A 23,649-nucleotide genomic window follows, 5' to 3' on the forward strand; every position below is an offset into this window, starting at 1 on the left:
CCGTCATCCTGAGGAGCGCGCACTTGCGCGCGTCTCGAAGGATGCCCGGCCGAGCTGCTGCATCCGGGCCGTCGATCCTTCGAGACGCGCTTCGCGCTCCTCAGGATGACGGATTGACAGTGGAAAGTGCAGCGGCATGGACCTGATCGCCGACCATATCAGCCATCGCTTCGGCGCGCTCGACGTGCTCGACGATGTCTCGTTCACCGTTCGCGCCGGTGAGGTGGTCGCGATCGTCGGTCCGTCCGGCTGCGGTAAGAGCACGCTGTTGTCGATCCTCGGCGGCCTGCTACGGCCAGCTAAGGGTGCGGCCGAGCTGCGCGGCGCGCCGCCTTCCGACAGCCTCAATCCGCTGACCTTCGTATTCCAGGACTTCGCGCTGCTGCCGTGGAATACTGTGGAGGAGAACGTCGCGTTTCCGCTGCTGCATACCGGCTTGAGCCCCGGTGATCGCCGCGCCGTGATCGACGATGCGCTGCGTCGTACGGGGCTATCTGATTTCCGCACGACCTATCCGAAGCAGCTTTCCGGCGGCATGCGCCAGCGTGTCGGCATCGCGCGGGCACTCGCGGTGCGGCCCGCGATCCTGTTGATGGACGAGCCGCTGTCGGCGCTGGATTCGCAGACCCGCGAGCTGCTGATGGAGGATTTCGTCCGCCTGCTCGCCGATGGTGCGATGGGGGCGGTCTATGTCACGCATAATCTCGAGGAAGCGGTGCGGCTCGCCGACCGCGTCGTCGTGCTGTCGCGCCGTCCCGGCCGCATCCGGGAGATCGTGACGGTTACGACGACGCGCGCCGAGCGCGGGCATTCGGACGCGCGTAGCCATTTGGCTGCGCTGCAGAGCGATCTGTGGTCGCTGATCCGGAAAGAGGCGATCGATGCCGAGCGCGAGGTTCAGCATGCTTGATCGTGCGACGACGGAGACTGTGCAATCCACGGAAGCGTCGCGGCCGGTCGCCTTCCGTGGCGCCGGCTTCATCCCGGCAGGCAGTCGCAGTGCCGGCTGGATCGCGCTCGCGATCGTGATCGCAATCTGGCAACTCGCTGCCAGCGCCGGCTGGGTCAATCCGCTGTTCCTGCCGGCGCCATCGGCGATCGCGGTGGCCATCTACAAGCTCGCGAGCTCAGGCGCGCTGTGGCAGCATCTCTCCTGGTCGATCATGCGGATCGGCACCGGCTGGATCATCGGCACGGTCGCCGGCGTCATCGTCGGCTTTGCGATCGGGCTGTCGACCATGGCGCGCGGCGTCGGCATCACCTTAATCTCGGCACTGTTTCCGATTCCGAAGATCGCGCTGTTGCCGCTCTTGATCCTGTGGCTCGGGATCGGCGAGGAGCCGAAGATCGCGACCATTGCGCTCGGCGTGTTCTTCTCGACCGCAATCTCGGTCTATAGCGGCGTCGATGCGGTGCCACGCAACCTGATCCGGATGGCGCAGAGCTTCAATGTGCCGTTTCATGTCATCGTCCACCGCGTGATCTGGCCGGGCGCGCTGCCCTCGATCCTCGCCGGCTTCCGCATCACCGCATCGATCGCGCTGCTGCTCGTGGTCAGCGCCGAGATGATCGGCGCGCAATACGGCATCGGCGCCTTTGTGCTGCAGGCCGGCAATCTGATGCAGACCGACCAACTGCTCGCCGGCGTCGTGATCCTGTCGCTGTTCGGGCTTGCGGTTGGCAAGCTGATCAATTGGATGGAAGCGCGTTTGCTGCACTGGCGGTGAACGCCACAAAACGCGCTGTCGTCCCGGCGAAAGCCGGGACCCATAACCACAGGGTCTAGTTGTTACAACCCGCTGGGGCCCCACCGCCTTCAACGACAGAGCCCCGTGGTTATGGGTCCCGGGTCGGGCGGAGCCTGTCATCGGGCGCGCGTTCGCGCGACCCGTTGGCTTGCCCGGGACGACAAAGCCTACGCATTCCCCCGATCCTCGCGGAACAGATCGAGCTTCTGCTGCACCGGCCGATCGGAGAACGAGAACAGCACTGAGTCCGCATCTGCCTCATGCGTAACCCAGTGCCAGCTCGGCACCACGAACAGATCGCGCGGTCCCCATTCGAAGGTCTGGTCGCCGACCCTGGTGCGGCCCTTGCCTTCGATCGCGGCGAACACGGTGGCGTCGGTTGCGCGATAGCGCGCGGTCTTGAAGCCCTTGGGCAGGAGCTGGATGAAGGTGCCGATGGTCGGCATTGCGTAGTCGCCGGTCTCGGGGTTGGAGAACTTCAGCTTGAGGCCGTGACAGGCGTCCCATTCGTCGCGTGCCCTGGCCTTTTCCAGCGTCTCGCGGGTGTATTCATAGGGGTAGTTGAAGATCGGCGAGGTCTTCGACGCGCGCCTCTGATCGACCGGCAGCAGGTTGCGGCCGTAGCGCGCGAAGCTGTCGCCCGCGGGTTTGGAGATCCTCTGCTGGTCTTCCTTGGCGCCCTCGGCGAAGGAGCAATCGAAGAACTGCACCATCGGGATGTCGAGCCCGTCGAGCCAGAACATCGGCTCATTGGTCTCGTTGGAATGATCGTGCCAGGTCATCGATGGCGTGATGACGAAGTCGCCCGGCGCCATCGCCGTGCGCTCGCCGTCGACGGCGGTGTAGGCACCCTTGCCCTCGAGCACGAAGCGCAGCGCCGACTGCGTGTGGCGATGGGCGGGCGCGATGTCGCCCGGCACCACCATCTGCACGCCGGCGAACAGCGAGGTCGTGATCCTGGACTGGCCGCGCAGGCCGGGATTTTCCAGCACCAGGACGCGGCGCTCAGCTTCCTTGGCCGTGATCAGCTTGCCGGCCTCGTTCATGTAGTCGCGGATATGGTCGAACTTCCACAGATGCGGGCGGCAGGCGCTCCGCGGTTCTGATGTGACCAGATCGCCCAGCACGTTCCACAGCGCCGAGAGGTTTTCGCCGTCGATCTTCTTGTAGAACGCCTCGCGCTCAGGGGTCTTCTGCACGGCTTCCATGGAGGGCCTCCCGTGATTATCGTTGAGATTGACAGCATACTGACAATATGGATAGCGTCAACGTCACCAACCAAGCCGAACGAGAAAATTGCAGGGAGGTTCCGATGAAGCTGCATGGCTACTTCCGCAGCAGCGCGTCCTACCGGGTCCGGATCGCGCTCAATCTCAAGGGCCTGACGCCCGAGCACCTGCCGCATCACCTTCGCAAGGGCGAACAATGCGCGCCGAATTATCTCGCGATCAACCCGCAGGGGCTGGTGCCGACGCTGGAGAATGATGCTGGCGCGATCCTCACCCAGTCGCTCGCGATCATCGAATGGCTGGACGAGACCCATCCCAACCCGCCGCTGCTGCCGCAAGATCCGCTGCGCCGCGCCAAGGTGCGCGCGTTTGCGCAGGCGATCGCCTGCGACACCCATCCGGTGCAGAACCTGAAGGTGCTGGCGCGGCTGCGTCAGCTTGGCTTGGCCGAGGAGAAGGTGACGGAGTGGGCGGCCTGGGCCAACCGCGAGGGATTGTCGGCCTGCGAGATCCTGATCGCAGAGGAGGCGGGGCCGTTCTGTTTTGGCGATACGCCGACGCTCGCCGATCTCTGCCTGGTGCCGCAACTCGCCAACGCGCGACGCTTCGGCGTCGATGTCGCGGCCTATCCGCGCCTGCTGAAGGCCGAAGCTGCAGCCAGGCAGGTGAAGGCCTTCGCCGATGCCGCTCCGGACAAGCAGCCCGATGCCGAATAACAAGTCATCACCGGTCACGATGGACGCGGTCTACACCGCGCCCGGTTACCTGTTCCGGCGCATGCAGCAGATCGCGGTCGCGCTGTTCGTCGAGGAGTGCAGGGCGTTCGACCTGACGCCGGTGCAGTATGCAGCGCTGATCGCGATCTCGACCCATCCCGGCATCGACGCCACCCGGCTCTCCGCCGTGATCGCGTTCGACCGCTCCACGCTCGGCAGCGTGATCGAGCGGCTGGAAGCCAAGGACTTCATCGAACGCAAGCCGGCGCCCGAGGACAAGCGTGTCAAGCTGCTCTATCTGACGCGCGCGGGCGCGGCGGTGCTGCGCGACATCATGCCCTCGGTCGACAAGGCGCAGGCGCGGATGTTGCAGCCGTTGAAGCCGGCCGACCGCAAGACACTGCTGGCGCTGCTAACCCAGCTCGTCGATCTCAACAACGAGGCCTCGCGCGTGCCGCTGCGCGCGGAAGACGCGCTCGAGCATCTCGGAAAGTCGGGCTGATGGCGGAGACGAAACCAGTCCTGATCGCGGGCGGCGGCATCGGCGGCCTCGCGGTGGCGCTCGGGTTGGCGCAGAAAGGCATCCGCTCGATCCTGCTGGAAAAGGCGGCCGCACTCGGCGAGATCGGCGCCGGCATCCAGCTCGGGCCGAACGCGTTCCACGCCTTCGACTATCTCGGCGTCGGCGAGGCCGCGCGCAACATGGCCGTCTATATCGATCAGCTCCGGCTGATGGATGCGCTCACCGCCGACGAGATCACCCACATCGATCTCGGCGATGCCTTCCGCGCCCGGTTCGGCAATCCCTATGCCGTGGTGCATCGTGGCGACCTGCACGGTGTGTTCCTGCGCGCCTGCCAGGCCCACGCGCTGATCGAGCTGCGCGTCTCTAGCGAGGTGGTTGCCTATGAGCAGGATGGTTCATCGGTGACCGCGCAGCTCGCTGGCGGCGAGCGCGTCACCGGACGGCTCCTGATCGGCGCCGACGGGCTGTGGTCGAACATCCGCAAGCAGGTGGCTGCGGACGGTCCGCCGCGGGTCTCCGGCCACACCACCTACCGCTCGGTGATCCCGACCGAGCAGATGCCGGAGGATCTGCGCTGGAATGCGGCGACGCTGTGGGCCGGCCCGAAATGCCACATCGTGCATTATCCGCTGTCAGGCTGGAAGGTGTTCAATCTGGTCGTCACCTATCACAACGACGCTCCGGAGCCGGTCGCAGGAAAGCCGGTGTCGGAACAGGAGGTGATGAAGGGCTTCGCCCACGTCCATGAGCGCGCCCAGAACATCATCCGTCACGGCACCAACTGGAAGCTCTGGGTGCTGTGCGACCGCGACCCCACCGAGCGCTGGATCGACGGCCGCGTCGCGCTGCTCGGCGATGCCGCGCATCCGATGCTGCAATATTTCGCGCAAGGCGCCTGCCAGGCGATGGAGGATGCCGTCTGTCTGTCGCACATGCTGGCCAACTATGACGATCAGGCCGCCGCGCTCGAAGCGTACCGTATCAGGCGCTTTCCGCGCACCGCGCGCGTGCAGTTGATGTCGCGCGCGATCGGCGAGCACATCTATCACCCCGCCGGCGACCACGCCCGCATCCGCAACGCGATCATGAGCGCGAAGTCGCAGAACGAGTGGTGCGACGATATCGCGTGGCTGTATGGCGGGACCGGGTTGGGCGAGTAGCTGCCGCAACACTGCTCGTCGTCCCCGGACAAGCGAGCGGAGCGAGCGCGATCCGGGACCCATAGCCACGAATGGCTGTTGTTGCTGCAAGCTGGGGCCCCAGTCTTCGCACCACAGGCATTTGTGATATGGGTCCGGCTTTCGCCGGGACGGCACTGAGTTTGTGGCGCCGCGTCCGTTCGCGGCCGTCACGACATCCGCATCACCGCTTGCCGGTCGATCTTGCCCGTTCCCGTCTTTGGCAATTCGTCGATGAACTTCACCTCGCGCGGATATTTGTAGGGCAGGAGCTTCGTCTTGACGTAATCCTGCAGCATCCGCGTCGCCTGATCGGCGTCGAAGCCGGACCGGTTCATCACCACCACCGCTTTCAGCGTCATGCGGCGGTCCGGCAGTTCAGCGGCGTACACCGCGCACTCACGGACATCCGGATGGTCGGCGAGGCAGAGCTCGACCTCCAGCGGATAGACCCACTGGCCGGAGATCTTCACCAGATCGTCGGCGCGGCCGCGGAAGAAGTGGAAGCCGTCGCTATCGCGCATGAATCGGTCGCCGGTGTAGATCCAGCCCTCTTCGCGCACGGTCTCGGCGGTCTTGTCCGGCCGGTTCCAGTACAAAGGCGTCGCGGAATCGCCGCGCACCCAGAGGATGCCTTCCTCGTTGTCGCCGACCTCGCGGCCGTCGCTGTCGCGCAGCATGATCTCGTAGCCGGGCACGCGCAGGCCGGCGGCGCCGAGCTTCTTGTTCTCCGCGCGATTGCAGAGATAGATGTGCAGCACCTCGGTGGAGCCGAGGCCCTCGATGATCTCGAGCCCGGTGAGCCGCTTCCAGCCGTTGAAGACATCGGCCGACAGCACCTCCGCCGCCGAGATCGCCATCCGCAGCGACGAGAAGTCGGTTCGCTCCGCGCCCTCGGCCTTGGTGAGCGTGATGTAAAGCGTCGGCAGGCCGAAGAACACGGTCGGGCGATAGCTTTCGATCGCCGCAAAGATCGCCGCCGGCTTCGGCTGCCCCGGCAACAGCAGCGTGGCGGCGCCGACCGAGAACGGGAAGGTGATCGAGTTGCCGAAGCCATAGGCGAAGAAGATCTTCGGCACCGAGAAGCAGATGTCGTCGGGCGAAAGCTTCAGCACGCTGCGCGCAAACGCGCGCTCGCTATAGGCCATGTCGTGTTGCAGATGCACGATGCCCTTGGGGCGGCCGGTCGAGCCCGACGAGTACATCCAGAACGCCATCTCGTTGCGATGGGTATCGGCTTCCTCGAACTCGCCGGGAAATCCCGGCAGCCATTCGTCGGCGTTGCGCGTATCCGCCACCGCGTGATCGCCGGCGACACCATTCACCACGACCAGCGTGCGCAGCGGGGTGCCCTTGCAGGCTTCGGCGTTGAAGCGCGTGCAGAACTCGGCATCGGTGACGGCGACCTGCGCGCCGGCGTCGGACAGATAGAATTGCAGCAGCTCCGGCGTCGTCAGCGTGTTGATCAAAAGCGGCACGAAGCCCGCGCGCACCGCGCCGAAGAATGCGGCCGGATAGGCCGGCGTGTCGTCGAGGAACAGCAGGATGCGATCGCCGCGCTGTAGCCCCAGCGACAAGAACGCATGTCCCCAGCGCGCAGCGTCAGTGCAGAGTTCGCGATAGCTGCGCGTGCCGGCCGGGCCGGTCAACGCCATGCGCTCGGCATTGCCGTTCGCGAGATTGTCGAACAGGATGCGGCTCGCATTGTAGCGCTCGGGAACCGCGAAGCCGATCTCGCGCGCGCCGGGATTCTCCACAGGAACCTGGTCGGCGATCACGGTCATGTCTGTCCTTTCGCGGCTTCGTAGCGGGCCATGAAGGCCGGCGACATTGCGCGCAGCCGCGCGTCGTCGATCCGGCCGGAGCGGGTGATGTAGCTGAAGGCGAAATCCATCAGATCGAGCTTCATGTGTTCGGGGAAATGCTCGTACCAGTCGGCGCTGGTGCGTGCAGCGGTCACGAGCTTCTTCACGATCGGCTTGCGCTCGCTCTCATAGCGCGCGAGCGCCGACGGGATGCCGCTTTCTCCTTCCAGTGCCTTGGTCAGCGCGATCGCATCCTCGATCGCGAGCCGTGTGCCCGAGCCGATCGAGAAGTGCGCGGAGTGCAGCGCATCGCCGATCAGCACTAGGTTGCCGTGCGACCAGCGCTCGTTCCAGATCCAGGGGAAACTGCGCCATACCGACTTGTTCGAGATCAGCCGGTGGCCGTCCAGCGTCGCAGCGAAGACCTGTTCGCAGATCGCCTGCGATTCTTCGATCGACTTGTCGGCGAAGCCGTAAGCCGCCCAGGTCGCCGCGTCGCACTCGACCAGGAAGGTGCTCATGTCCTTGGCGTAGCGATAGTGATGGGCGTTGAAGCTGCCGCGCTCGGTCTTGACGAAGGTCTGCGACAGCGTCGCGAAGGTTTTCGTCGTGCCGTACCAGGCGAACTTGTTGGTCGAATGCGACACCGATGCGCCGAACGCGCTCTCGAAGCTGCGGCGGACCAGCGAATTCAGCCCGTCGGCGGCGACAATCAGGTCGTAACCGTCGAGCTGGTCGACCGATTCGACGGCAGTGTCGAAGCGTGGCGTGACGCCGACGCTGCGCGCCCGCTGCTGCAGGATCGTCAAGAGCGCCAGCCGGCCGATTGAGGAGAAGCCGACGCCGTCGATCTCGACGCTTTCGCCGCGCAGATTGAGCGTGATGTTCTTCCAGCTCTCCATCCGCGGCGCGATCACGTCGACCGTGTCGGGGTCGTCGGCGCGCAGGAAGTCCAGCGCCTGCTCGGAGAACACCACGCCGAAGCCCCAGGTCGCATCGGCCGCGTTCTGTTCGAACAGGTCGATCTCGGCGTCCGGGTGACGCTTCTTCCAGAGATAAGCGAAGTAGAGCCCGCCGGGCCCTCCGCCGATCACGGCGATCCGCAACGTCTGCCTCCCAGATTGACAGTGTACTTACTATTTGCGAGCAGACTAGCCGCCCTCCGGCGGGAACGCCAGAGGGAAAATTGTCGTCACCGCATGGTGAACTGCGACAACGGATCCGCGCAAGACGTGGCCCGGTGGCACAGCCATCGAGCCATGAGGTCATGTGGCCTGCATCACACGAGGCGGCGAGCCGCCTCAGTAGCAGCGGCGGACCTTCACCTTAGCGCGCCGCAAACGGCGCCAGGACTTGCCGGCAGGCCGGCGACAGCGATCCGGCGTTGGCTGCGAGGCATCTTGCGATCCGTCCGCCGCCAGGCCCGACGCCGCCGCAGATTGAACGGACGTCGGCCCCGCACGCCGAGCGCAGCACGAACAGTTCCTCGCGTGGTCGCAGTGGCCGGAGCGCGATCGCGGTCGGGGCAGCCGCAGGGGCCGCGGCCGGTGCGGCGGCTTCGGTCGGGGCCGGCGTGGCACCGGTCGGCGTGGCGCCGCCGCTTGCGGCGGCAACCGCATTGCCGCAGGCCGATGAAAGCCTCGCCTGGTTCTTCATCAGGCACTGCAGTGCCGGGACCCCGCCGGTCGGCACACCGGCGCAGACCTTGGGATAGTCGGAGCGGCACGCGGTGCGGATCGCGGAGGTCTGCGCGCTGCTCGGCTTCTTGGCCGTCACCGTCGGCGGCGCGGCTGCCGCCGTGGCGGGCTTGGCCGTCGTTGCGGCCGGCGCCGTGTCCGGCTTCGGTGCGGCGGGAGCAGGTTCGGCCTTCGGCGCGGCCTCCACCTTTGGCGCTGCCGGCGCCTCGACGGCACGCACCGCGGTTGCGCAGCCCGCGGCTAGGCTCGCCATGTTCTTCTGCAGGCATTGCAGCGACGCTTCGCCTCCGGGCGGGACGCTGGAGCAGTGCGCAATATAATCGTTGCGGCATTGCGCCTTCACGGCATCGCGTTGGGCCTGGGTGGGTGCCTGCGACAAGGCCGGCCCGACGCTCAGGAAAGTGGCCAGCGCGAACAACGTCGAAAGCATTGCCGCGCGTGTCAGCGTGGTGCTCATTGGACCAAATCCTCTTGTTGACGCCCGAAGTCGCGTTCAACCGAAATGACGACAGAATAAATCTTCCAATAACAATCTTGGCGAGCGCCATCATTGGCGCTTTCGCGTTTCGTCGCAAGTGGATTGTTACTCTGTGCGTACCAAGCTAATCTTCCCGAGACGTCGCCTTCTTCGAATGCATTTTGAGATCGAGGTTCGGACATGACGCATGCACGCACTGCACACTCCAGGTCGAGCAACGCAGTGCGGCTGCGAACCTCGACAGTGGCCCGGATCGCCTTCGCCGTGGCGGCCTTGGGCGGCTTAACAGCCTGCGAGCAAAACAGCTTCGTTCAGCCGCCGCCGCCGAAGGTCGATGTGGCGTTGCCGGTGCAGCGTGCCGTCACGCGCTACCTGGAAGTCACTGGAAACACTGCACCGATCAAGAGCGTCGACCTCGTTGCTCGTGTGCAGGGCTTCCTGCAATCGATCGATTATACGGACGGCGCCTTCGTCAAGCAGGGCACCACGCTGTTCACGATCGAGCCCGAGACCTACAAGTTGAAGCTCGAGCAGGCGCAAGCCGCCGAAGTCGGCGCCCAGGCGACGCTCAAGCAGGCCGAAACCGACTACAAGCGTCAGGTCGATCTGGTGCAACGGCAGGCCGTATCGCAGGCGACCCTCGATACATCTACCGCCAATCGCGACAACGCACAGGCCAATCTGCAGCAGGCGCAGGCCAATACCAGCATCGCACAGGTCAATTACGGCTACACCAACGTCACCGCGCCGTTCGACGGTATCGTCAGCAACCATCTCGTTTCCGTCGGCGAACTCGTCGGCGTGGCCTCGCCGACGCAGCTTGCGACCATCGTGGCGCTCGATCCGATTTACGTGAATTTCAATGTCAACGAACAGGACGTGCAGCGGATCCGCGACGAGGCGCGCAGGCGCGGCCTGACCTCGAACGATCTCAAGCAATTGCCGGTCGAGGTGGGCCTCCAAACCGAGACCGGCTATCCACACAAGGGCAAGCTGGACTACGCGTCTCCGACCATGAACCAGTCGACCGGAACGCTGGCGGTGCGCGGCATATTGCCAAACCCTGACCGGATCCTGCTGCCGGGCTTTTACGTCCGCGTGCGCGTGCCCTTCGACAAGCAGCAGGATGCGCTGCTCGTTCCGGACGTCACGCTCGGCAGCGACCAGGCCGGACGCTATGTCCTGGTGGTCAACGCCGAGAACGTGGTCGAGCAGCGCAAGGTGACGACAGGACCTCTTGATGGCGATTTGCGGGTCATCGAAAGCGGGCTGAAGCCGGACGATCGCATCGTCACCGCTGGCCTGTTGCGCGCAATTCCCGGACAGAAGGTCGATCCGCAACTGCACAAGAGCGAAGCGGCAGCGACACCGGCGAAGTAGGGGCGCGCCATGATCTCAAAATTCTTCATCGAGCGTCCGGTCCTCTCCAACGTCATCGCGATCCTGATGATCCTGCTCGGCGGCGTGGCGCTGTTCAATCTCGCGGTCGCGCAATATCCCGACGTGGTGCCGCCGACGGTCCAGGTGACGACGCGTTATCCGGGCGCATCCGCAAAGACCGTGGTCGACACCGTGGCCCTGCCGATCGAGCAGCAGGTCAACGGTGTCGAGGATATGCTCTACATGCAGTCTTACAGCGGCGCCGACGGCACCTACACACTGACGGTGACGTTCAAGATCGGTACCGACCTCAACTTCGCGCAGGTTCTGGTGCAGAACCGCGTCTCGAGCGCGCTGTCGCAGTTGCCGAGCGCGGTGCAGAACCAGGGCGTCACGGTACAGAAGCGTTCGACTTCGATCCTGCTGTTCGTGACGCTGACCTCGCCGAACAAAACCTACGACAGCCTGTTCCTGGCGAACTACGCCACCATCAACATCCGGGATGAGCTGTCGCGCCTGCCGGGTGTCGGTAACGTCACGGTATTCGGGGCCGGGCAATATTCGATGCGGGTCTGGCTCGATCCGAACAAGCTGCAAGCGCGCGGGCTGATGCCGCAGGACGTCATCCAGGCGATCCAGCAGCAAAGCCAGCAGGTCACCGCCGGCCAGGTCGGCGCGCCGCCGACTCCGCCGGGACAGGCATTCCAATACACACTGAACGTCAACGGCCGCCTCGATGACGCCAGCCAGTTCGAGAACATCGTCGTCAAGTCAGGCAACGTCGGCGACGTGACGCGGGTGCGCGACGTCGGCCGGGTGGAACTGGGCGCGCAGACCTACAGCCAAGTGTTCTCGCTGAACCACAGGCCGGCCACCGGCATCGGCGTGTTCCTGTCGCCCGGCGCCAACGCGCTGCAGGTCGAGAAGGCGGTCGAGAGCAAGGTAGCCGAGCTCGCTAAGCAGTTTCCGCAGGATATCAAGTACGACACGCCGTTCGATACCACCAAGTTCGTGCAGGCCTCGATCGACGAGGTCTACAAGACCCTGATCGAGGCCGGCGTGCTGGTGCTGGTCGTGATCCTGGTGTTCCTGCAGGACTGGCGGGCGATGCTGGTGCCGGCGACGACGGTGCCGGTCACCATCATCGGCGCCTTCGCTGCGATGGCCGCGCTCGGCTTCACCATCAACCTGTCGACGCTGTTTGCGATCGTGCTGGCGATCGGCATCGTGGTCGATGACGCCATTGTCGTAGTCGAAGGCGCGGCGCACAACATCGAACGGGGCATGTCCGGCCATGACGCCGCGATCAAGGCGATGGACGAGCTGTTCGCACCGATCGTCGGCATCACGCTGGTGCTGATCTCGGTGTTCCTGCCCGCAGCCTTCCTGCCCGGGCTGACCGGGCGGATGTACGCGCAATTCGCGCTTGTCATCGCGGCGACCGCGCTGCTCAGCGCCGTCAATGCCGCGACCCTGAAACCGACGCAGTGCGCGCTGTGGCTGCGCCGTCCGGTGCCCCCCGAGCAGCGCAACTTCTTCTACCGCGGCTTCAACGCGGTCTATGACCGGATCGAGCGCGGCTACACGCGGCTGATCGGTGGCATCGCGGGCCACGCCAAGACCTCGGTCGTCATCGCCCTGATCCTGATCGGGCTTGCCGGGTATGGACTGTCGCGGATACCGACCGGTTTCATTCCGATCGAAGACCAAGGCTACCTGCTGGCGGCCGTGCAGCTACCCGACGGCGCCGCCATCGACCGCACCCAGCGCGTGCTCGACCAGGTCACCGAGATCGCCAGCAAGACACCGGGCGTCGACCAGGTGGTGTCCATCGCCGGCATTTCCGCGCTGGACAATTCGTCGAGCCTCGCCAATGCCGGTGTCGCCTATCTGGTGCTGAAGGACTGGAATTCGCGCGGGCCGGGCGAGGATCTGCGCTCGCTGGTCTACGGCCTCAACGACAAGTTTGCGGTGATTCCGGAAGCGCGCATCCTGGTCATTCCGCCGCCGCCGATTCAGGGCATCGGCAACGCCGCCGGCTTCGCCATGCAGGTCGAAATGCGCGACGGCAACGCCGACTACAACAAGCTGCAGGCAGTCACCGGTGCGATTGTGGCCAATGCGCAGACCCAGAGTGCGCTGCAACGCGTCCAGTCGTCGTTCCGTTCGATGGTGCCGCAGTTCGACGTCGAGGTCGACCGCATCAAGACGCAGACCCTGCACGTCACGCCCGACCAGATCTTCTCGACGCTGTCGTCCTATCTGGGCGCGAGCTACGTCAACCAGTTCAACAAGTTCGGCCGCGTGTTCCAGGTCTACACCCAGGCCGATGCGCCGTACCGACTGACCCTGCGCGATATTGAGAACCTGATGGTGCGCAACAGCAATGGCGACATGATCCCGCTCGGCACGGTGGCGAAGATCACGCCGTCGGTCGGCCCGTCGCTGATCAGCCTCTATAATCTCTACCCATCCGCCTCAATCATCGGCCTGCCGGCGCAGGGCTACTCGTCCGGCCAGTCGATGTCGCTGATGGAACAGATCGCCGCGAAAACGCTGCCGCCCGGCTCTGGCTATGAATGGACCGCGATGTCGTACCAGGAGAAGGCGGTCGGCGGTCAAATCTACTACGTGTTCGCACTGGCGCTGTTGCTGGTCTACCTCGTGCTCGCCGGGCAATATGAGAGTTGGTATGCGCCGATCTCGGTGATCCTGGCGGTGCCGCTGTCACTGCTCGGTCCGACACTGGTGCTGACGTCGTTGCGGATCGAGAACAATCTCTACACCCAGATCGGGATCATCCTCTTGATCGCGCTATCGGCCAAGAACGCGATCCTGATTGTCGAGGTCGCGCTCGAGCGACATTTGCGCGACGGCCGCTCGGTGCTGGAGTCCGCGATCGATGCCGCGCGCGCCCGGTTCCGGCCGATCCTGATGACGTCGTTCGCCTTCATCCTCGGCGTAGTGCCGCTGGTGATCGCGACCGGCGCCGGCGCCAACGCTCGCAAGTCAATCGGCATCACCGTGTTCTCCGGCATGATCGCCTCGACCTGCCTCGCCGTTCTGTTCGTGCCGGCGTTCTTTGTCGTCGTGCAGAACTTCGAGAACTGGCGCAAGGCGAGACAGGGAAAGGCGGCAAAATCGAAGCCGGCACCGCAGGCATCAGGCACGGCGCATTAAGCCCGCACACTCCCAATCTATTCCCGTCACCCTGAGGAGGCCGCGAAGCGGCCGCCTCGAAGGGCGAACGGTCCAGCTTTCTCCGCGGCCACCAGCCGGGCCCTGCATCCTTCGAGGCTCGCTTCGCGAGCGCCTCAGGATGACGGGATCGATAGTGCCTTGATGCTATACCTTCACCATGCGCTTGCCGCGGTTCTCGCCGGCGAGCAGCCCGATCAGCGCCTGCGGTGTGTTCTCGAGGCCGTCGATCACGTCCTCCTGCACCTTCAGCCTGCCTGAGGCGACCCAGGATTGCAGATCGGCGAGCGCGGCGTCGCGCTGGTCCATGTAGTCCATCACGATGAAGCCCTGCATGACCAGCCGCTTCACCACGATCAGGCCGGGCACGCCGCGCGGACCGTGCGCGGAGGGGACGCCGTCATATTGCGAGATCGCGCCGCAGCAGGCGATCCGGCCGCGGTTGTTCATCTGCGCCAGACAGGCTTCCAGGATGTCGCCGCCGACGTTGTCGAAATAGACGTCGATGCCTTTCGGCGCCGCGGCGCGCAGCGCCTTGTAGGTGGCGCCGTCCTTGTAATCGACCGCGGCATCGAAGCCGAGCTCGCTGGTGAGCCAGCGGCATTTGTCCTTGCCGCCGGCGATGCCGACGACGCGGCAACCCTTGATCTTGGCGATCTGACCGACGATCGAGCCGACCGATCCGGCGGCCGCGGACACCACCACGGTCTCGCCTTCCCGGGGTTTGCCGACATCGAGCAGGCCGAAATAGGCGGTCAGCCCGGCAATGCCGAAGACGCTGAGCAGATGCGTCATCGGCTCCAGCTTCGGCATCTTCGCCAGATGCTTGGCGGGCACCGCGGCATAATCCTGCCAGCCGGTGTCGCCGAACACGATATCGCCCGGCTTCAGGCTCGGGTCATTCGACGACACCACCTCGGCGATGCTGCCGCCGGCCATCACGGTGTTGGCTTCGACCGCCGCACGGTAGGTAGCGCCGTGCATCCAGGCGCGGTTCGCGGCGTCCAGCGAGATGTAGCGCGTGCGCACCAGCGCCTCGCCGTCCTTCGGCGCGGGGATCTCGCCCCTGGTCAGACGAAAGTGCTCGGGGCCAAGCTTGCCGGTCGGCTTCTCGAGCAGCAGGATCTGGCGATTGACGGCGTCGGTCATGGCGATCTCTTCCCTCGGATTGGTCGTTCTTCAGGCAACTGACTGCGCCGTAGACGCGTCGTTGCACGGATTGTGCGCTGCATGAACGCTAGTCCGCGCGCTGGCATTCCACAACGGGAACGTTTCGGCAAAGTCCCGCCAAAGGCGAAGCGTGTTGCAAGGGTGCGTAAATCTGCCACACTTGTGCTGCCGGAAACCGACGGGGGTAGAAAATGTCCAACAGGTTTACGCAATACATCCTGCTTGCGATGGTCCTTGGCATCGCGATGGGGACGATCGTCTTCAACTATTTTCCCGACAGCCGGGCCGAGATTGCCGCGGACGTCAATCTGATCGCGATGCTGTTCCTGCGTCTGATCAAGATGATCATCGCGCCCCTGGTGTTCGCGACCCTGGTCGGCGGCATTGCCCATATGGGAAGCGGCGCGCGGCTCGGGCGCATCTTCGCCAAGACCATGGGCTGGTTCGTCTCTGCTTCCTTCGTTTCGCTGCTGCTCGGCCTCGTCATGGTCAACCTGCTGCAGCCCGGCGCCAACTTCCCTGGCACGCTGCCCGACAAGGCGCAGTCGACCGGCCTGCCGGTGTCGGCCTTCTCGCTCGAAAAATTCCTGATCCACCTCGTGCCGACCTCGATCGCCGACGCAATGGCGCAGAACGAGATCCTGCAGATCGTGGTGTTCGCGGTGTTCTTCGCGGTGGCGCTCGGCGCCATGCCCGAGCGGGCGAAGCCGATCATGAGCCTGATCGACGATCTCGCCCACATCATGCTGAAGGTCACGAGCTACGTGATGTTCTTCGCTCCGCTTGCGGTGTGGGCGGCGATCATGGCCACCGTCTCGAAGAACGGCCTCGGCGTGCTCTGGAAGCTGATCGTCTTCATGGGCGGGTTCTATCTGTCGCTGCTGATCCTGTGGGGCATCCTGGTCATGGTCGGCTTCATCGCGATCGGGCCGCGCTACAGCCATCTGCTGCGACTGATCCGCGAGCCGCTGATGATCGCGTTCTCGACCGCCTCGTCGGAAGCGGCCTATCCGAAGACGCTGGAGGGGCTGAACAGGTTCGGCGCCTCGTCGAGGATCTCGGCTTTCGTGCTGCCGCTCGGCTACTCGTTCAACCTCGACGGCACGATGATGTACTGCACCTTCGCCAGCATCTTCATTGCGCAGTCCTATCACATCGAGATGTCACTCGGGACGCAGTTCGCGATGCTGGCGACGCTGATGATCACCTCGAAGGGCGTCGCCGGCGTGCCGCGCGCCTCCCTCGTCGTGATCGCCTCGACGCTCAGCCAGTTCAACATCCCCGAGGCGGGCCTGTTGATGGTGATGGGCATCGACACCTTCCTCGACATGGGCCGCAGCGCCACCAATGTGATCGGAAACTCGCTGGCGACCGCCGTAGTCGCCAAGTGGGAGGGCGAGCTGAAGGCCGAGCACGAGCTCGGGTCCGACGACGCCGTGCCGTCGGACGCGGTGCCCGGCGCCGTGATGGCAGGCCATTGACGGGAGGGATGCATGCATCGCGTCCGATGGCGGCCGACACGGGCTGAGCGCCCGACGCTGTCGGCATGTCTGCTGATGGCAAATCTGCTGACGGCTTGCCTGCCGACAACGCCAGCCGTTGCGCAAACGGCCGGCGAGGGGCTCAGCCCCACACTCGCCAATATCAAGGCCACCCACACGGTGCGGCTCGGCTATCGCGAGAGCTCGCCGCCGTTCTCGTTCCTCGATCACTCCAACCGGCCGATCGGCTACAGCCTCGAACTGTGCGACGCGATCGTCGACGAGATCGGGGTCGAGGTCGATGACGCCAATCTCAAGGTCGAGTACGTCAAGGTCACCTCCGACGATCGCATTCCCGCGGTGGTCGACAAAACAATCGATCTTGAATGCGGATCGACCACGGCGAATGCCGAGCGCAGCAAGCTCGTCGCGTTCTCGCCGCTGATGTTCGTGGCCGGCACCAAGCTGATGGTGCCGAAGGCTTCCGGCGTCACCCAGGTCGCCGACCTCAAGGGCAAGACCGTGGTGGTCACCAAAGGCACCACCAACGAGCAGGCGATGCACAATGTCGACGCCAAGCAGTCTCTCGGACTGAAGATCGTCACCGCCGAGGACCACGAGCAGTCCTACCAGATGCTGGCGGACGGCAAGGCGGATGCGTTCGCGACCGACGACATCCTGCTCTACGGCCTGATCGCGCGGCACAAGTCGCAGGACAAGTTCCGCGTCACCGGCGACTACCTGTCCTATGATCCCTACGGCATCATGTATCGCAAGGGCGAGCCGCAGATGAAGGACGTGGTCGAGCGCGCATTCCGCAAGCTCGCCACCAACCACGACATCATCCCGCTCTACAACAAGTGGTTCACCGCGCGCCTGCCGACCGGCGAGAGGCTCAACGTCGCGCTCTCGCCGCAGCTCGAGGAGGCCTTCAAGGTGCTCGACGAGAACCAGTAGGGCGGCCCCGCCCTCCACCGTCGTCCCGGCGAAGGCCGGGACCCATACGCCGCGGCCTCTCGAGTGAGGTGGTGGGAGTAACCTTCCGCAACAATAAACCTTTGTGGTTATGGGGCCCGGCCTTCGCCGGGACGACGAGATTGTGCAAACACCTCGTCCAGCGCCGCCCAGTACGCGGCTTCGACCAGCTCCGGATGCCGCTGGCCCAGCGCTTCCATCTTCACCCCGGAATTCACCTCGAGGATCTGCCACGCGCCGTCGGCGTGCACGACGTCGATCGAGGCGAAGCGGATGCGCAGCGCCCGCGCGGCCTTGATCGCGAGCGCGATGCAGGTCTCGCGCGTCGCGCCGTCCGTAAGCAGCACAGATGTGGCACCGGAATCGAGATTGTGCCGCCAGTTGACGATGCGCCGCTCGCCTGCGGCCGGGACGGCGTCGAGCTCGACGGCATCGAAATCGTCGGCGATGGCCTTGAGCTGCTCGGCGGTCAGAGCGCTGCGCACCAGCTCGCGCAGCGAATGGACGCCGTCGCCCGTCACCTGCGGGCGCATCTTGCCGTAGACGATCAGCGCGCGCCCATCGAGCAACACGACGCGAACCTCATCGTCGATCTCGACATAGGGCGAGATCGCGACGCTCGGGTGCGCGGCCAGAATACGCGCGACCGCCTGCTCGAGTTGCGCTTTGGTCGTGACGCGGACGACCAACTCGCCCGACGTGCCCTCATTGGGCTTGACCACGAGGCCGCGCGGATGGGCGTCGAGCAGCCGAAGCATCGCCTCCGTCGATCCCGATCCCGGGATATGCGGGCTCAGCCTCGCGCCGAGAAACAGGGTGTGCGGGACCGCGGCGACGCCGGCCGATGCCAGCACCTCGGCGCAGGCCGCCTTGTCGTTGGCGACCTGATGCGCAACCGCGCTGTTCAGGCCGACGTCGTAGCCGATCACGAGCCGCCGCTCCGCAGCTCGTTGCATGATCACCAGCCAGCCGCCAGACCTGATCTCGATCGCGATATTGTGCGCGAGACAATATTTTTTGATGGTTTCCAAAAAAAGACGCTGGCTGATGAGGAGCACTAAATCATTTTCCCTTCGCCGCGGTTCTCGTAGCAATTATTTGCCAGATCGGCGGCAATCGCAGCAAGTAAATTGCGTGCATCACGGCGTGTTAACGCTGTCGTGGCTGAACCTATCCGCGAAATCGAGCGACTGCCATTCTGAGATCGCAATTGCACGCCACGTGATCTTGACTATCTGATGCATCGGCGCGATGGAAACGCGAGATCTTCAATGATTTCGGTCACTTCCGCGCCGTCGCGGGCAGCCTAAAAATCAAACCATTCTAAATCTGGTCAATCGAGAAAACGAAAACACATGAGCGCGTTCTATCGAGAGAAGGTTCTTTCCGTTCGCCATTGGACCGATACGCTTTTTAGCTTCCGAGCCACCCGCGATTCCGGTTTCCGCTTCCAGAATGGCCAGTTCGCCATGATCGGCCTCGAGGTCGACGGCCGGCCGCTGCTGCGCGCCTATTCGATGGCGAGCGCCAATCACGAGGAAGAGCTCGAGTTCTTCTCGATCAAGGTGCAGGACGGCCCGCTCACCTCGAAGCTGCAGAAAATCCGCGAGGGCGACATCATCCTGGTCGGCCGCAAGGCGACCGGCACGCTGATCACCGACAATCTGATCCCCGGCAAGCGGCTGATGCTGCTGTCGACCGGCACCGGCCTTGCGCCGTTCGCGAGCCTGATCAAGGACCCCGAGGTCTATGATCGCTACGACTCGATCGTGCTGGTGCACGGCTGCCGCCAAGTCTCCGAGCTCGCCTATGGCGAGGAGCTGGTCGCCAAGCTGCGCGAAGACGAGCTGTTCGGGCCGATGCTGTCGGAGAAGCTGCTCTATTACCCGACCGTGACGCGCGAGCCGTTCCGCAACCGCGGCCGCATCACCGACCTCATCACCTCCAACCAGCTCTTCACCGACTTGCATCAGGGCCCGCTCGACATCGAGACCGACCGCATCATGATGTGCGGCAGCCCGGCGATGCTGGAAGACCTGAAGCAGTTGTTCGAGACCCGCGGCTTCAAGGAAGGCAGCGGCAACACGCCCGGCCACTTCGTGATCGAGAAGGCGTTCGTCGAGCGCTGACGCTGTCGTCCTGGCGAAGCCAGGACCCATTACTACCGTTCTTGCTTTTAAGGCTGGTGCCGCATCGGGCACCAGCCTTTTGCATTTCGCGCCATGTGATACCCCGCCTTGGGCGGCTGCGCACGTACTCGGCCTCGTGGTTCGAGACGCGCCGCAAGCGGCGCTCCTCACCATGAGGGTCTACTATTGTGCCGCAAAACAGGGCCTCATCCTGAGGAGCCCGCCAGAGGCGGGCGTCTCGAAGGATAGCCGCAGGGCGCTTTTCTCCCATATGCGATTGCCCTACGCTCGCGGGGAGGGAACGCAGGTTGATCCCGGTCGCCGCGTAAGCCCTAAGGCCTCATCGCGCGCCTTCGTTGCATTGCAAAAACGCGAGCTCAATTTAAGCGATTACGACAGCGATACCGCCCATTCGGGCGGTTGTCATATCTGTGACTGTTCGGCGCTATAACCATGTGGGACTTGATCCGCGAGTTGGATTAGGCTCGCGGTCGACAAGATGGCCTTGCGCATTGGCTGAGGGGTTCCATGGAAACGCTGCTGCTGCCGTTCTCGCCGCGCTTCATCGTGCTGACGACCTGCGCCGTGGTGACGGCGCTGCTGCTGGCGATCGGGGTCTTCGATCACAATCCGAAAATCTGGAATGTGGTCATGGTGCCGCTGCTGATCTTCGGCGCGCTGACACTGCTCGGCATCCGCGACCTCGTGCAGAAGAACCACGCGGTACTGCGCAACTATCCGATCTCGGCGCATGTGCGCTTCCTGCTCGAGGAAATCCGTCCGGAGATGCGACAGTATTTCTTCGAGAGCGAGAAGGACGGCATGCCGTTCTCCCGCGACACCCGCGCGGTGGTCTATCAGCGCGCCAAGGCGGTGCTCGACAAGCGGCCGTTCGGCACCCAGGAGGACGTCTATCGCGAGGGCTATGAGTGGATGCACCACTCGGTGGCGCCGAAACCGCGAGCTGATGAGAAGTTCCGTATCACCATCGGCGGCCCCGATTGCACGAAGCCGTATTCGGCCTCGGTGTTCAACATCTCGGCGATGAGCTTCGGCGCGCTGAGCCCGAACGCGGTGCGGGCGTTGAATGCGGGCGCCAGGAAGGGCGGTTTCGCGCACGACACCGGCGAGGGCGGCGTCAGCCCCTATCACCGCGAGATGGGCGGCGACATCATCTGGGAGATCGGCTCCGGCTATTTCGGCTGCCGCAACCGCGACGGCACCTTCAACCCGGACGAATTCGCCCGCGTCGCGGGCGAAGACCAGATCAAGATGGTCGAGCTCAAGATCAGCCAGGGCGCCAAGCCCGGCCATGGCGGCGTGCTGCCGGCCGCAAAGGTCTCCGAGGAGATTTCCAAGATCCGCGGCGTGCCGCTCGGCGAGGACTGCATCTCGCCGGCCTATCACAAGGCCTTCTCGACGCCGCTGCAGATGATGGAGTTCATCGCGAAGATGCGACAATTGTCCGGCGGCAAACCGGCCGGCTTCAAGATGTGCATCGGCCATCCCTGGGAGTTCCTGGCGATCTGCAAGGCGATGAAGGAGAGCGGGCTCTACCCGGACTTCATCGTGGTCGACGGCAATGAGGGCGGCACCGGCGCCGCGCCGCTCGAGTTCATGGACCATCTCGGCATGCCGATGCGCGAGGGCGTCAATTTCGTGCACAACGCGCTGGTCGGCATCAATGCGCGCGACCGCATCAAGATCGGCGCCTCCGGCAAGATCGCGACCGCCTTCGACATGGCGCGCGCGATGGCGATCGGGGCCGACTGGTGCAACTCGGCGCGCGGCTTCATGTTCGCGCTCGGCTGCATCCAGTCCCTGAGCTGCCACACCGACCGCTGCCCGACCGGCGTCACCTCGCAGGATCCGATCCGCAACCGCGCGCTCTATGTGCCGGACAAGATCGAGCGCGTGTACAATTATCACCACTCGACCCTGCACGCGCTGACCGAGCTGCTGGCTGCCGCCGGCCTCGAACATACCCAGGAGCTGCGGCCGATCCACTTCTCGCAGCGGAGCTCGACCACCGAGGTCTGCTCCTTTGCCGAGCTCTATCCGGCGCTGCGGCCCGGCGAATTGCTGGAAGGCACGCAGGACCGCCGCTTCCGCGACGCCTGGGCGATGGCGCGCGCGGATTCGTTCCAGCCGGCAAGCTGACTGCGCTAGGCCGCGGCAGGCGCGCCGAACCATCTGGTCAGCGCTGCCGTGAGTCCCGGCTCGGCAGCCTCTCCCGCCCATGCCACATATCCGTCGGGCCTGATCAGCACAGCGCCGGGAGCAGGGACGGTGCCGAGTACCGGCAATTCCCACGCGCCGTCGTATCTTGCCTCGATCAAGCGAAGACGGTCCGCCCACGGCGTGGCCTCGATGCCGCCGGGCTCACCGAGATTGAGCAGCAGCGGCCGGGCATCGTGCAGCAAGGTGAAGACCCGCATCAGCCCGCCAGCCGTGACGAGATCGAGATCGGGTATGCGGCGTCCGAGGAGCGGGTGTCCGTCACCGATGTCGTAGTGAACGTCGAGGCCGGAGATCATGCCGGCCACGCGTTTGCGCGGCTCGTCGATGTCGAGCAGCTCGGACACGATCTCACCCAGGGCCTTGGTGCGATCGTCGTTACGACGAAGCGCGACCTGCGCCATCGTGTTGCGCAGCACCCGCGCCGCCACCGGATGACGTTCGGCATGGTAGCTGTCCAGCAGGCTTTCCGGCGACATGCCCTTGATCACCTGGGCGAGCTTCCATCCGAGATTCACCGCGTCCTGCAGGCCAATATTGAGACCTTGTCCACCCATCGGAGGATGGATATGCGCGGCATCGCCGGCCAGCAGGATGCGTCGCTCGCGGTAGGCTGCGGCTTGACGCGTCATGTCGGTGAACCGGGAAATCCAGGTCGGACTGTGGACGCCAAAGTCGGTTCCATAGACGGCGACGAGGGCCTCGCTCACGTCGCGCAAGGTCGGTTCGCTTCCCCATCCGAGCTGCCGCTCGGTCAGCACGATCCGCGCCCGTCCGTCATCGATCTTGCCGATCCCATGGATGCCGGTGGCGTCGTGACGAAAGCCCCATTCCGCCTCCTCGGACATCCGGGCTTCGGCGATCAGCCAACTCGTCGTTGCATCCCAGCCGGGAAAATCGATGCCGGCGACCTTGCGGACCAGGCTGCGTCCGCCGTCGCAACCGACGAGATATTGCGCGTGGACCATTTGTCCGTCGGACAGCGCGACGTTGACGCCGGCGTCGTCCTGCGTGAAATCAGTGACGTCGCGAGCGCGATAGATCGGCACCGCGAGTTCATGGACCCATCCGGCCAGAATGCGCTCAATGTGGTTCTGCCACAGCGCAAGCACGTAGTTGTGCCGGGTGGGGAAGTCGCTGATGTCGAGAGCTATCCGGTGGAAATGCAGGACCTTGTGCAACTGTCCCTGTGAGACGAAGCGGTCGGCGATGCCGCGCTGATCGAGCACCTCAATGGAGCGTGCGTGCAACCCACCCGCACGCGAACCGGCTAAATCCTGACTCGCGCGCCGTTCGACGACGGCAACGTCGATGCCCGCCAGCTTCAGTTCGCCCGCCAGCATTAGCCCCGTCGGACCTCCGCCGGCAATCACCACCGCATGTCCACGCATCCCGTACGCCCTCCATTTGATCGATTGGGCGCGCGTTCTACGCGATGACCCGGGACTTGCCGCAAGCCCGGGGGGGCTCCATATATCTAAGTGGGGAGAGGGCTAAGCTGTTAGCTTGCCACAGAAGTTCATCCAGGCGACACGTTTTCAGCCCGTTGTTGCGAGGAGCCATCCATATTGCTCGCAATGACGTCAAAAAAGCTCAGAGCTTGCTGGAGTTTGGTAGCCCGGATGGAGTGAAGCGCAATCCGGGATTCACTTGTGCACGGATAGAGCGGTCCCGGATTTCGCTGCGCTTCATCCGGGCCAC

The 23,649-nt window shown here is 64.5% G+C and carries 18 protein-coding genes; 11 read left to right on the top strand and 7 right to left on the bottom strand.

Annotated elements, in window-relative coordinates; genetic code table 11:
* Window positions 1-136: 136 nt before the first annotated feature.
* Both P6U25_RS03495 and P6U25_RS03500 read left to right on the top strand, forming a co-directional pair.
* A complete protein-coding gene (locus tag P6U25_RS03495; protein ID WP_407150061.1) occupies window positions 137-910 on the top strand; it encodes an ABC transporter ATP-binding protein in 774 nt (257 codons plus the stop codon).
* Entirely contained in the window at window positions 903-1,727 is an 825-nt protein-coding gene (locus tag P6U25_RS03500; RefSeq protein ID WP_407150063.1) for an ABC transporter permease, read from the top strand. Before P6U25_RS03495 ends, P6U25_RS03500 begins: the two co-directional genes overlap by 8 nt.
* 188 nt (window positions 1,728-1,915) lie before the next feature.
* On the opposite strand, the gene gtdA is transcribed toward P6U25_RS03500, so the two are convergent.
* A complete protein-coding gene (gene gtdA / locus P6U25_RS03505; protein ID WP_407150064.1) occupies window positions 1,916-2,956 on the bottom strand; it encodes a gentisate 1,2-dioxygenase in 1,041 nt (346 codons plus the stop codon).
* Window positions 2,957-3,060: 104 nt separating this feature from the next.
* Here gtdA and maiA point away from each other — a divergent pair, with 104 nt between their 5' ends.
* Genes maiA through P6U25_RS03520 form a run of 3 tightly spaced genes read left to right on the top strand, consistent with a single transcriptional unit; the run spans window position 3,061 to window position 5,379 of the window.
* Window positions 3,061-3,693: a maleylacetoacetate isomerase gene (gene maiA, locus P6U25_RS03510; protein WP_407150065.1), complete on the top strand. Its 633-nt coding sequence runs from the start codon at window positions 3,061-3,063 to the stop codon at window positions 3,691-3,693.
* A complete protein-coding gene (locus P6U25_RS03515) occupies window positions 3,683-4,195 on the top strand; it encodes a MarR family winged helix-turn-helix transcriptional regulator (protein WP_407150066.1) in 513 nt (170 codons plus the stop codon). The genes maiA and P6U25_RS03515 overlap by 11 nt, the downstream gene beginning before the upstream one ends.
* A complete protein-coding gene (locus P6U25_RS03520) occupies window positions 4,195-5,379 on the top strand; it encodes a 3-hydroxybenzoate 6-monooxygenase (RefSeq protein WP_407150067.1) in 1,185 nt (394 codons plus the stop codon). Before P6U25_RS03515 ends, P6U25_RS03520 begins: the two co-directional genes overlap by 1 nt.
* A gap of 188 nt (window positions 5,380-5,567) precedes the next feature.
* On the opposite strand, the gene P6U25_RS03525 is transcribed toward P6U25_RS03520, so the two are convergent.
* The 3 genes from P6U25_RS03525 to P6U25_RS03535 all read right to left on the bottom strand — a co-directional run bounded on the left by P6U25_RS03525 (window position 5,568) and on the right by P6U25_RS03535 (window position 9,356).
* Window positions 5,568-7,181, bottom strand: coding sequence for a benzoate-CoA ligase family protein (locus P6U25_RS03525; RefSeq protein WP_407150069.1), 1,614 nt, complete (start codon window positions 7,179-7,181; stop codon window positions 5,568-5,570).
* Window positions 7,178-8,308 carry an FAD-dependent monooxygenase gene (locus P6U25_RS03530; RefSeq protein WP_407150071.1) on the bottom strand — a complete coding sequence of 377 codons (1,131 nt, stop codon included), beginning with the start codon at window positions 8,306-8,308 and terminating at the stop codon, window positions 7,178-7,180. Before P6U25_RS03530 ends, P6U25_RS03525 begins: the two co-directional genes overlap by 4 nt.
* Window positions 8,309-8,528: 220 nt before the next feature.
* Entirely contained in the window at window positions 8,529-9,356 is an 828-nt protein-coding gene (locus P6U25_RS03535; RefSeq protein ID WP_407150072.1) for a hypothetical protein, read from the bottom strand.
* A gap of 201 nt (window positions 9,357-9,557) precedes the next feature.
* Here P6U25_RS03535 and P6U25_RS03540 point away from each other — a divergent pair, with 201 nt between their 5' ends.
* Window positions 9,558-10,757 (top strand): efflux RND transporter periplasmic adaptor subunit, encoded by a 1,200-nt coding sequence (locus tag P6U25_RS03540; RefSeq protein WP_407150073.1) that lies wholly within the window; start codon window positions 9,558-9,560, stop codon window positions 10,755-10,757.
* A 9-nt stretch (window positions 10,758-10,766) separates the two neighbouring features.
* A complete protein-coding gene (locus P6U25_RS03545) occupies window positions 10,767-13,937 on the top strand; it encodes an efflux RND transporter permease subunit (protein WP_407150074.1) in 3,171 nt (1,056 codons plus the stop codon).
* Between the two features lie 165 nt (window positions 13,938-14,102).
* Here the strand turns inward: P6U25_RS03545 and P6U25_RS03550 are convergent, their stop codons facing one another.
* Window positions 14,103-15,104, bottom strand: coding sequence for an NADP-dependent oxidoreductase (locus P6U25_RS03550; RefSeq protein WP_407150075.1), 1,002 nt, complete (start codon window positions 15,102-15,104; stop codon window positions 14,103-14,105).
* A gap of 212 nt (window positions 15,105-15,316) precedes the next feature.
* Between P6U25_RS03550 and P6U25_RS03555 the strand changes: the two genes are divergently transcribed.
* Together P6U25_RS03555 and P6U25_RS03560 are read left to right on the top strand one after the other, a co-directional pair.
* Window positions 15,317-16,606 carry a dicarboxylate/amino acid:cation symporter gene (locus P6U25_RS03555; RefSeq protein ID WP_407150076.1) on the top strand — a complete coding sequence of 430 codons (1,290 nt, stop codon included), beginning with the start codon at window positions 15,317-15,319 and terminating at the stop codon, window positions 16,604-16,606.
* A 75-nt stretch (window positions 16,607-16,681) separates the two neighbouring features.
* A complete protein-coding gene (locus tag P6U25_RS03560) occupies window positions 16,682-17,563 on the top strand; it encodes an amino acid ABC transporter substrate-binding protein (RefSeq protein WP_407152410.1) in 882 nt (293 codons plus the stop codon).
* Between the two features lie 107 nt (window positions 17,564-17,670).
* Here P6U25_RS03560 and P6U25_RS03565 read toward each other — a convergent pair whose 3' ends face one another.
* Window positions 17,671-18,639 (bottom strand): RimK family alpha-L-glutamate ligase, encoded by a 969-nt coding sequence (locus P6U25_RS03565; RefSeq protein WP_407150077.1) that lies wholly within the window; start codon window positions 18,637-18,639, stop codon window positions 17,671-17,673.
* A gap of 297 nt (window positions 18,640-18,936) precedes the next feature.
* Between P6U25_RS03565 and P6U25_RS03570 the strand changes: the two genes are divergently transcribed.
* Both P6U25_RS03570 and P6U25_RS03575 read left to right on the top strand, forming a co-directional pair.
* Window positions 18,937-19,710 carry a ferredoxin--NADP reductase gene (locus tag P6U25_RS03570; protein ID WP_407150078.1) on the top strand — a complete coding sequence of 258 codons (774 nt, stop codon included), beginning with the start codon at window positions 18,937-18,939 and terminating at the stop codon, window positions 19,708-19,710.
* 528 nt (window positions 19,711-20,238) lie between these two features.
* Window positions 20,239-21,870 carry an FMN-binding glutamate synthase family protein gene (locus tag P6U25_RS03575; protein ID WP_407150079.1) on the top strand — a complete coding sequence of 544 codons (1,632 nt, stop codon included), beginning with the start codon at window positions 20,239-20,241 and terminating at the stop codon, window positions 21,868-21,870.
* 5 nt (window positions 21,871-21,875) lie between these two features.
* Here P6U25_RS03575 and P6U25_RS03580 read toward each other — a convergent pair whose 3' ends face one another.
* Window positions 21,876-23,339 carry an FAD-dependent monooxygenase gene (locus tag P6U25_RS03580; RefSeq protein WP_407150080.1) on the bottom strand — a complete coding sequence of 488 codons (1,464 nt, stop codon included), beginning with the start codon at window positions 23,337-23,339 and terminating at the stop codon, window positions 21,876-21,878.
* Between the last annotated feature and the right edge of the window lie 310 nt (window positions 23,340-23,649).

The sequence above is a fragment of the Bradyrhizobium sp. ORS 86 genome, from assembly GCF_045571475.1.
Lineage (GTDB): Bacteria > Pseudomonadota > Alphaproteobacteria > Rhizobiales > Xanthobacteraceae > Bradyrhizobium.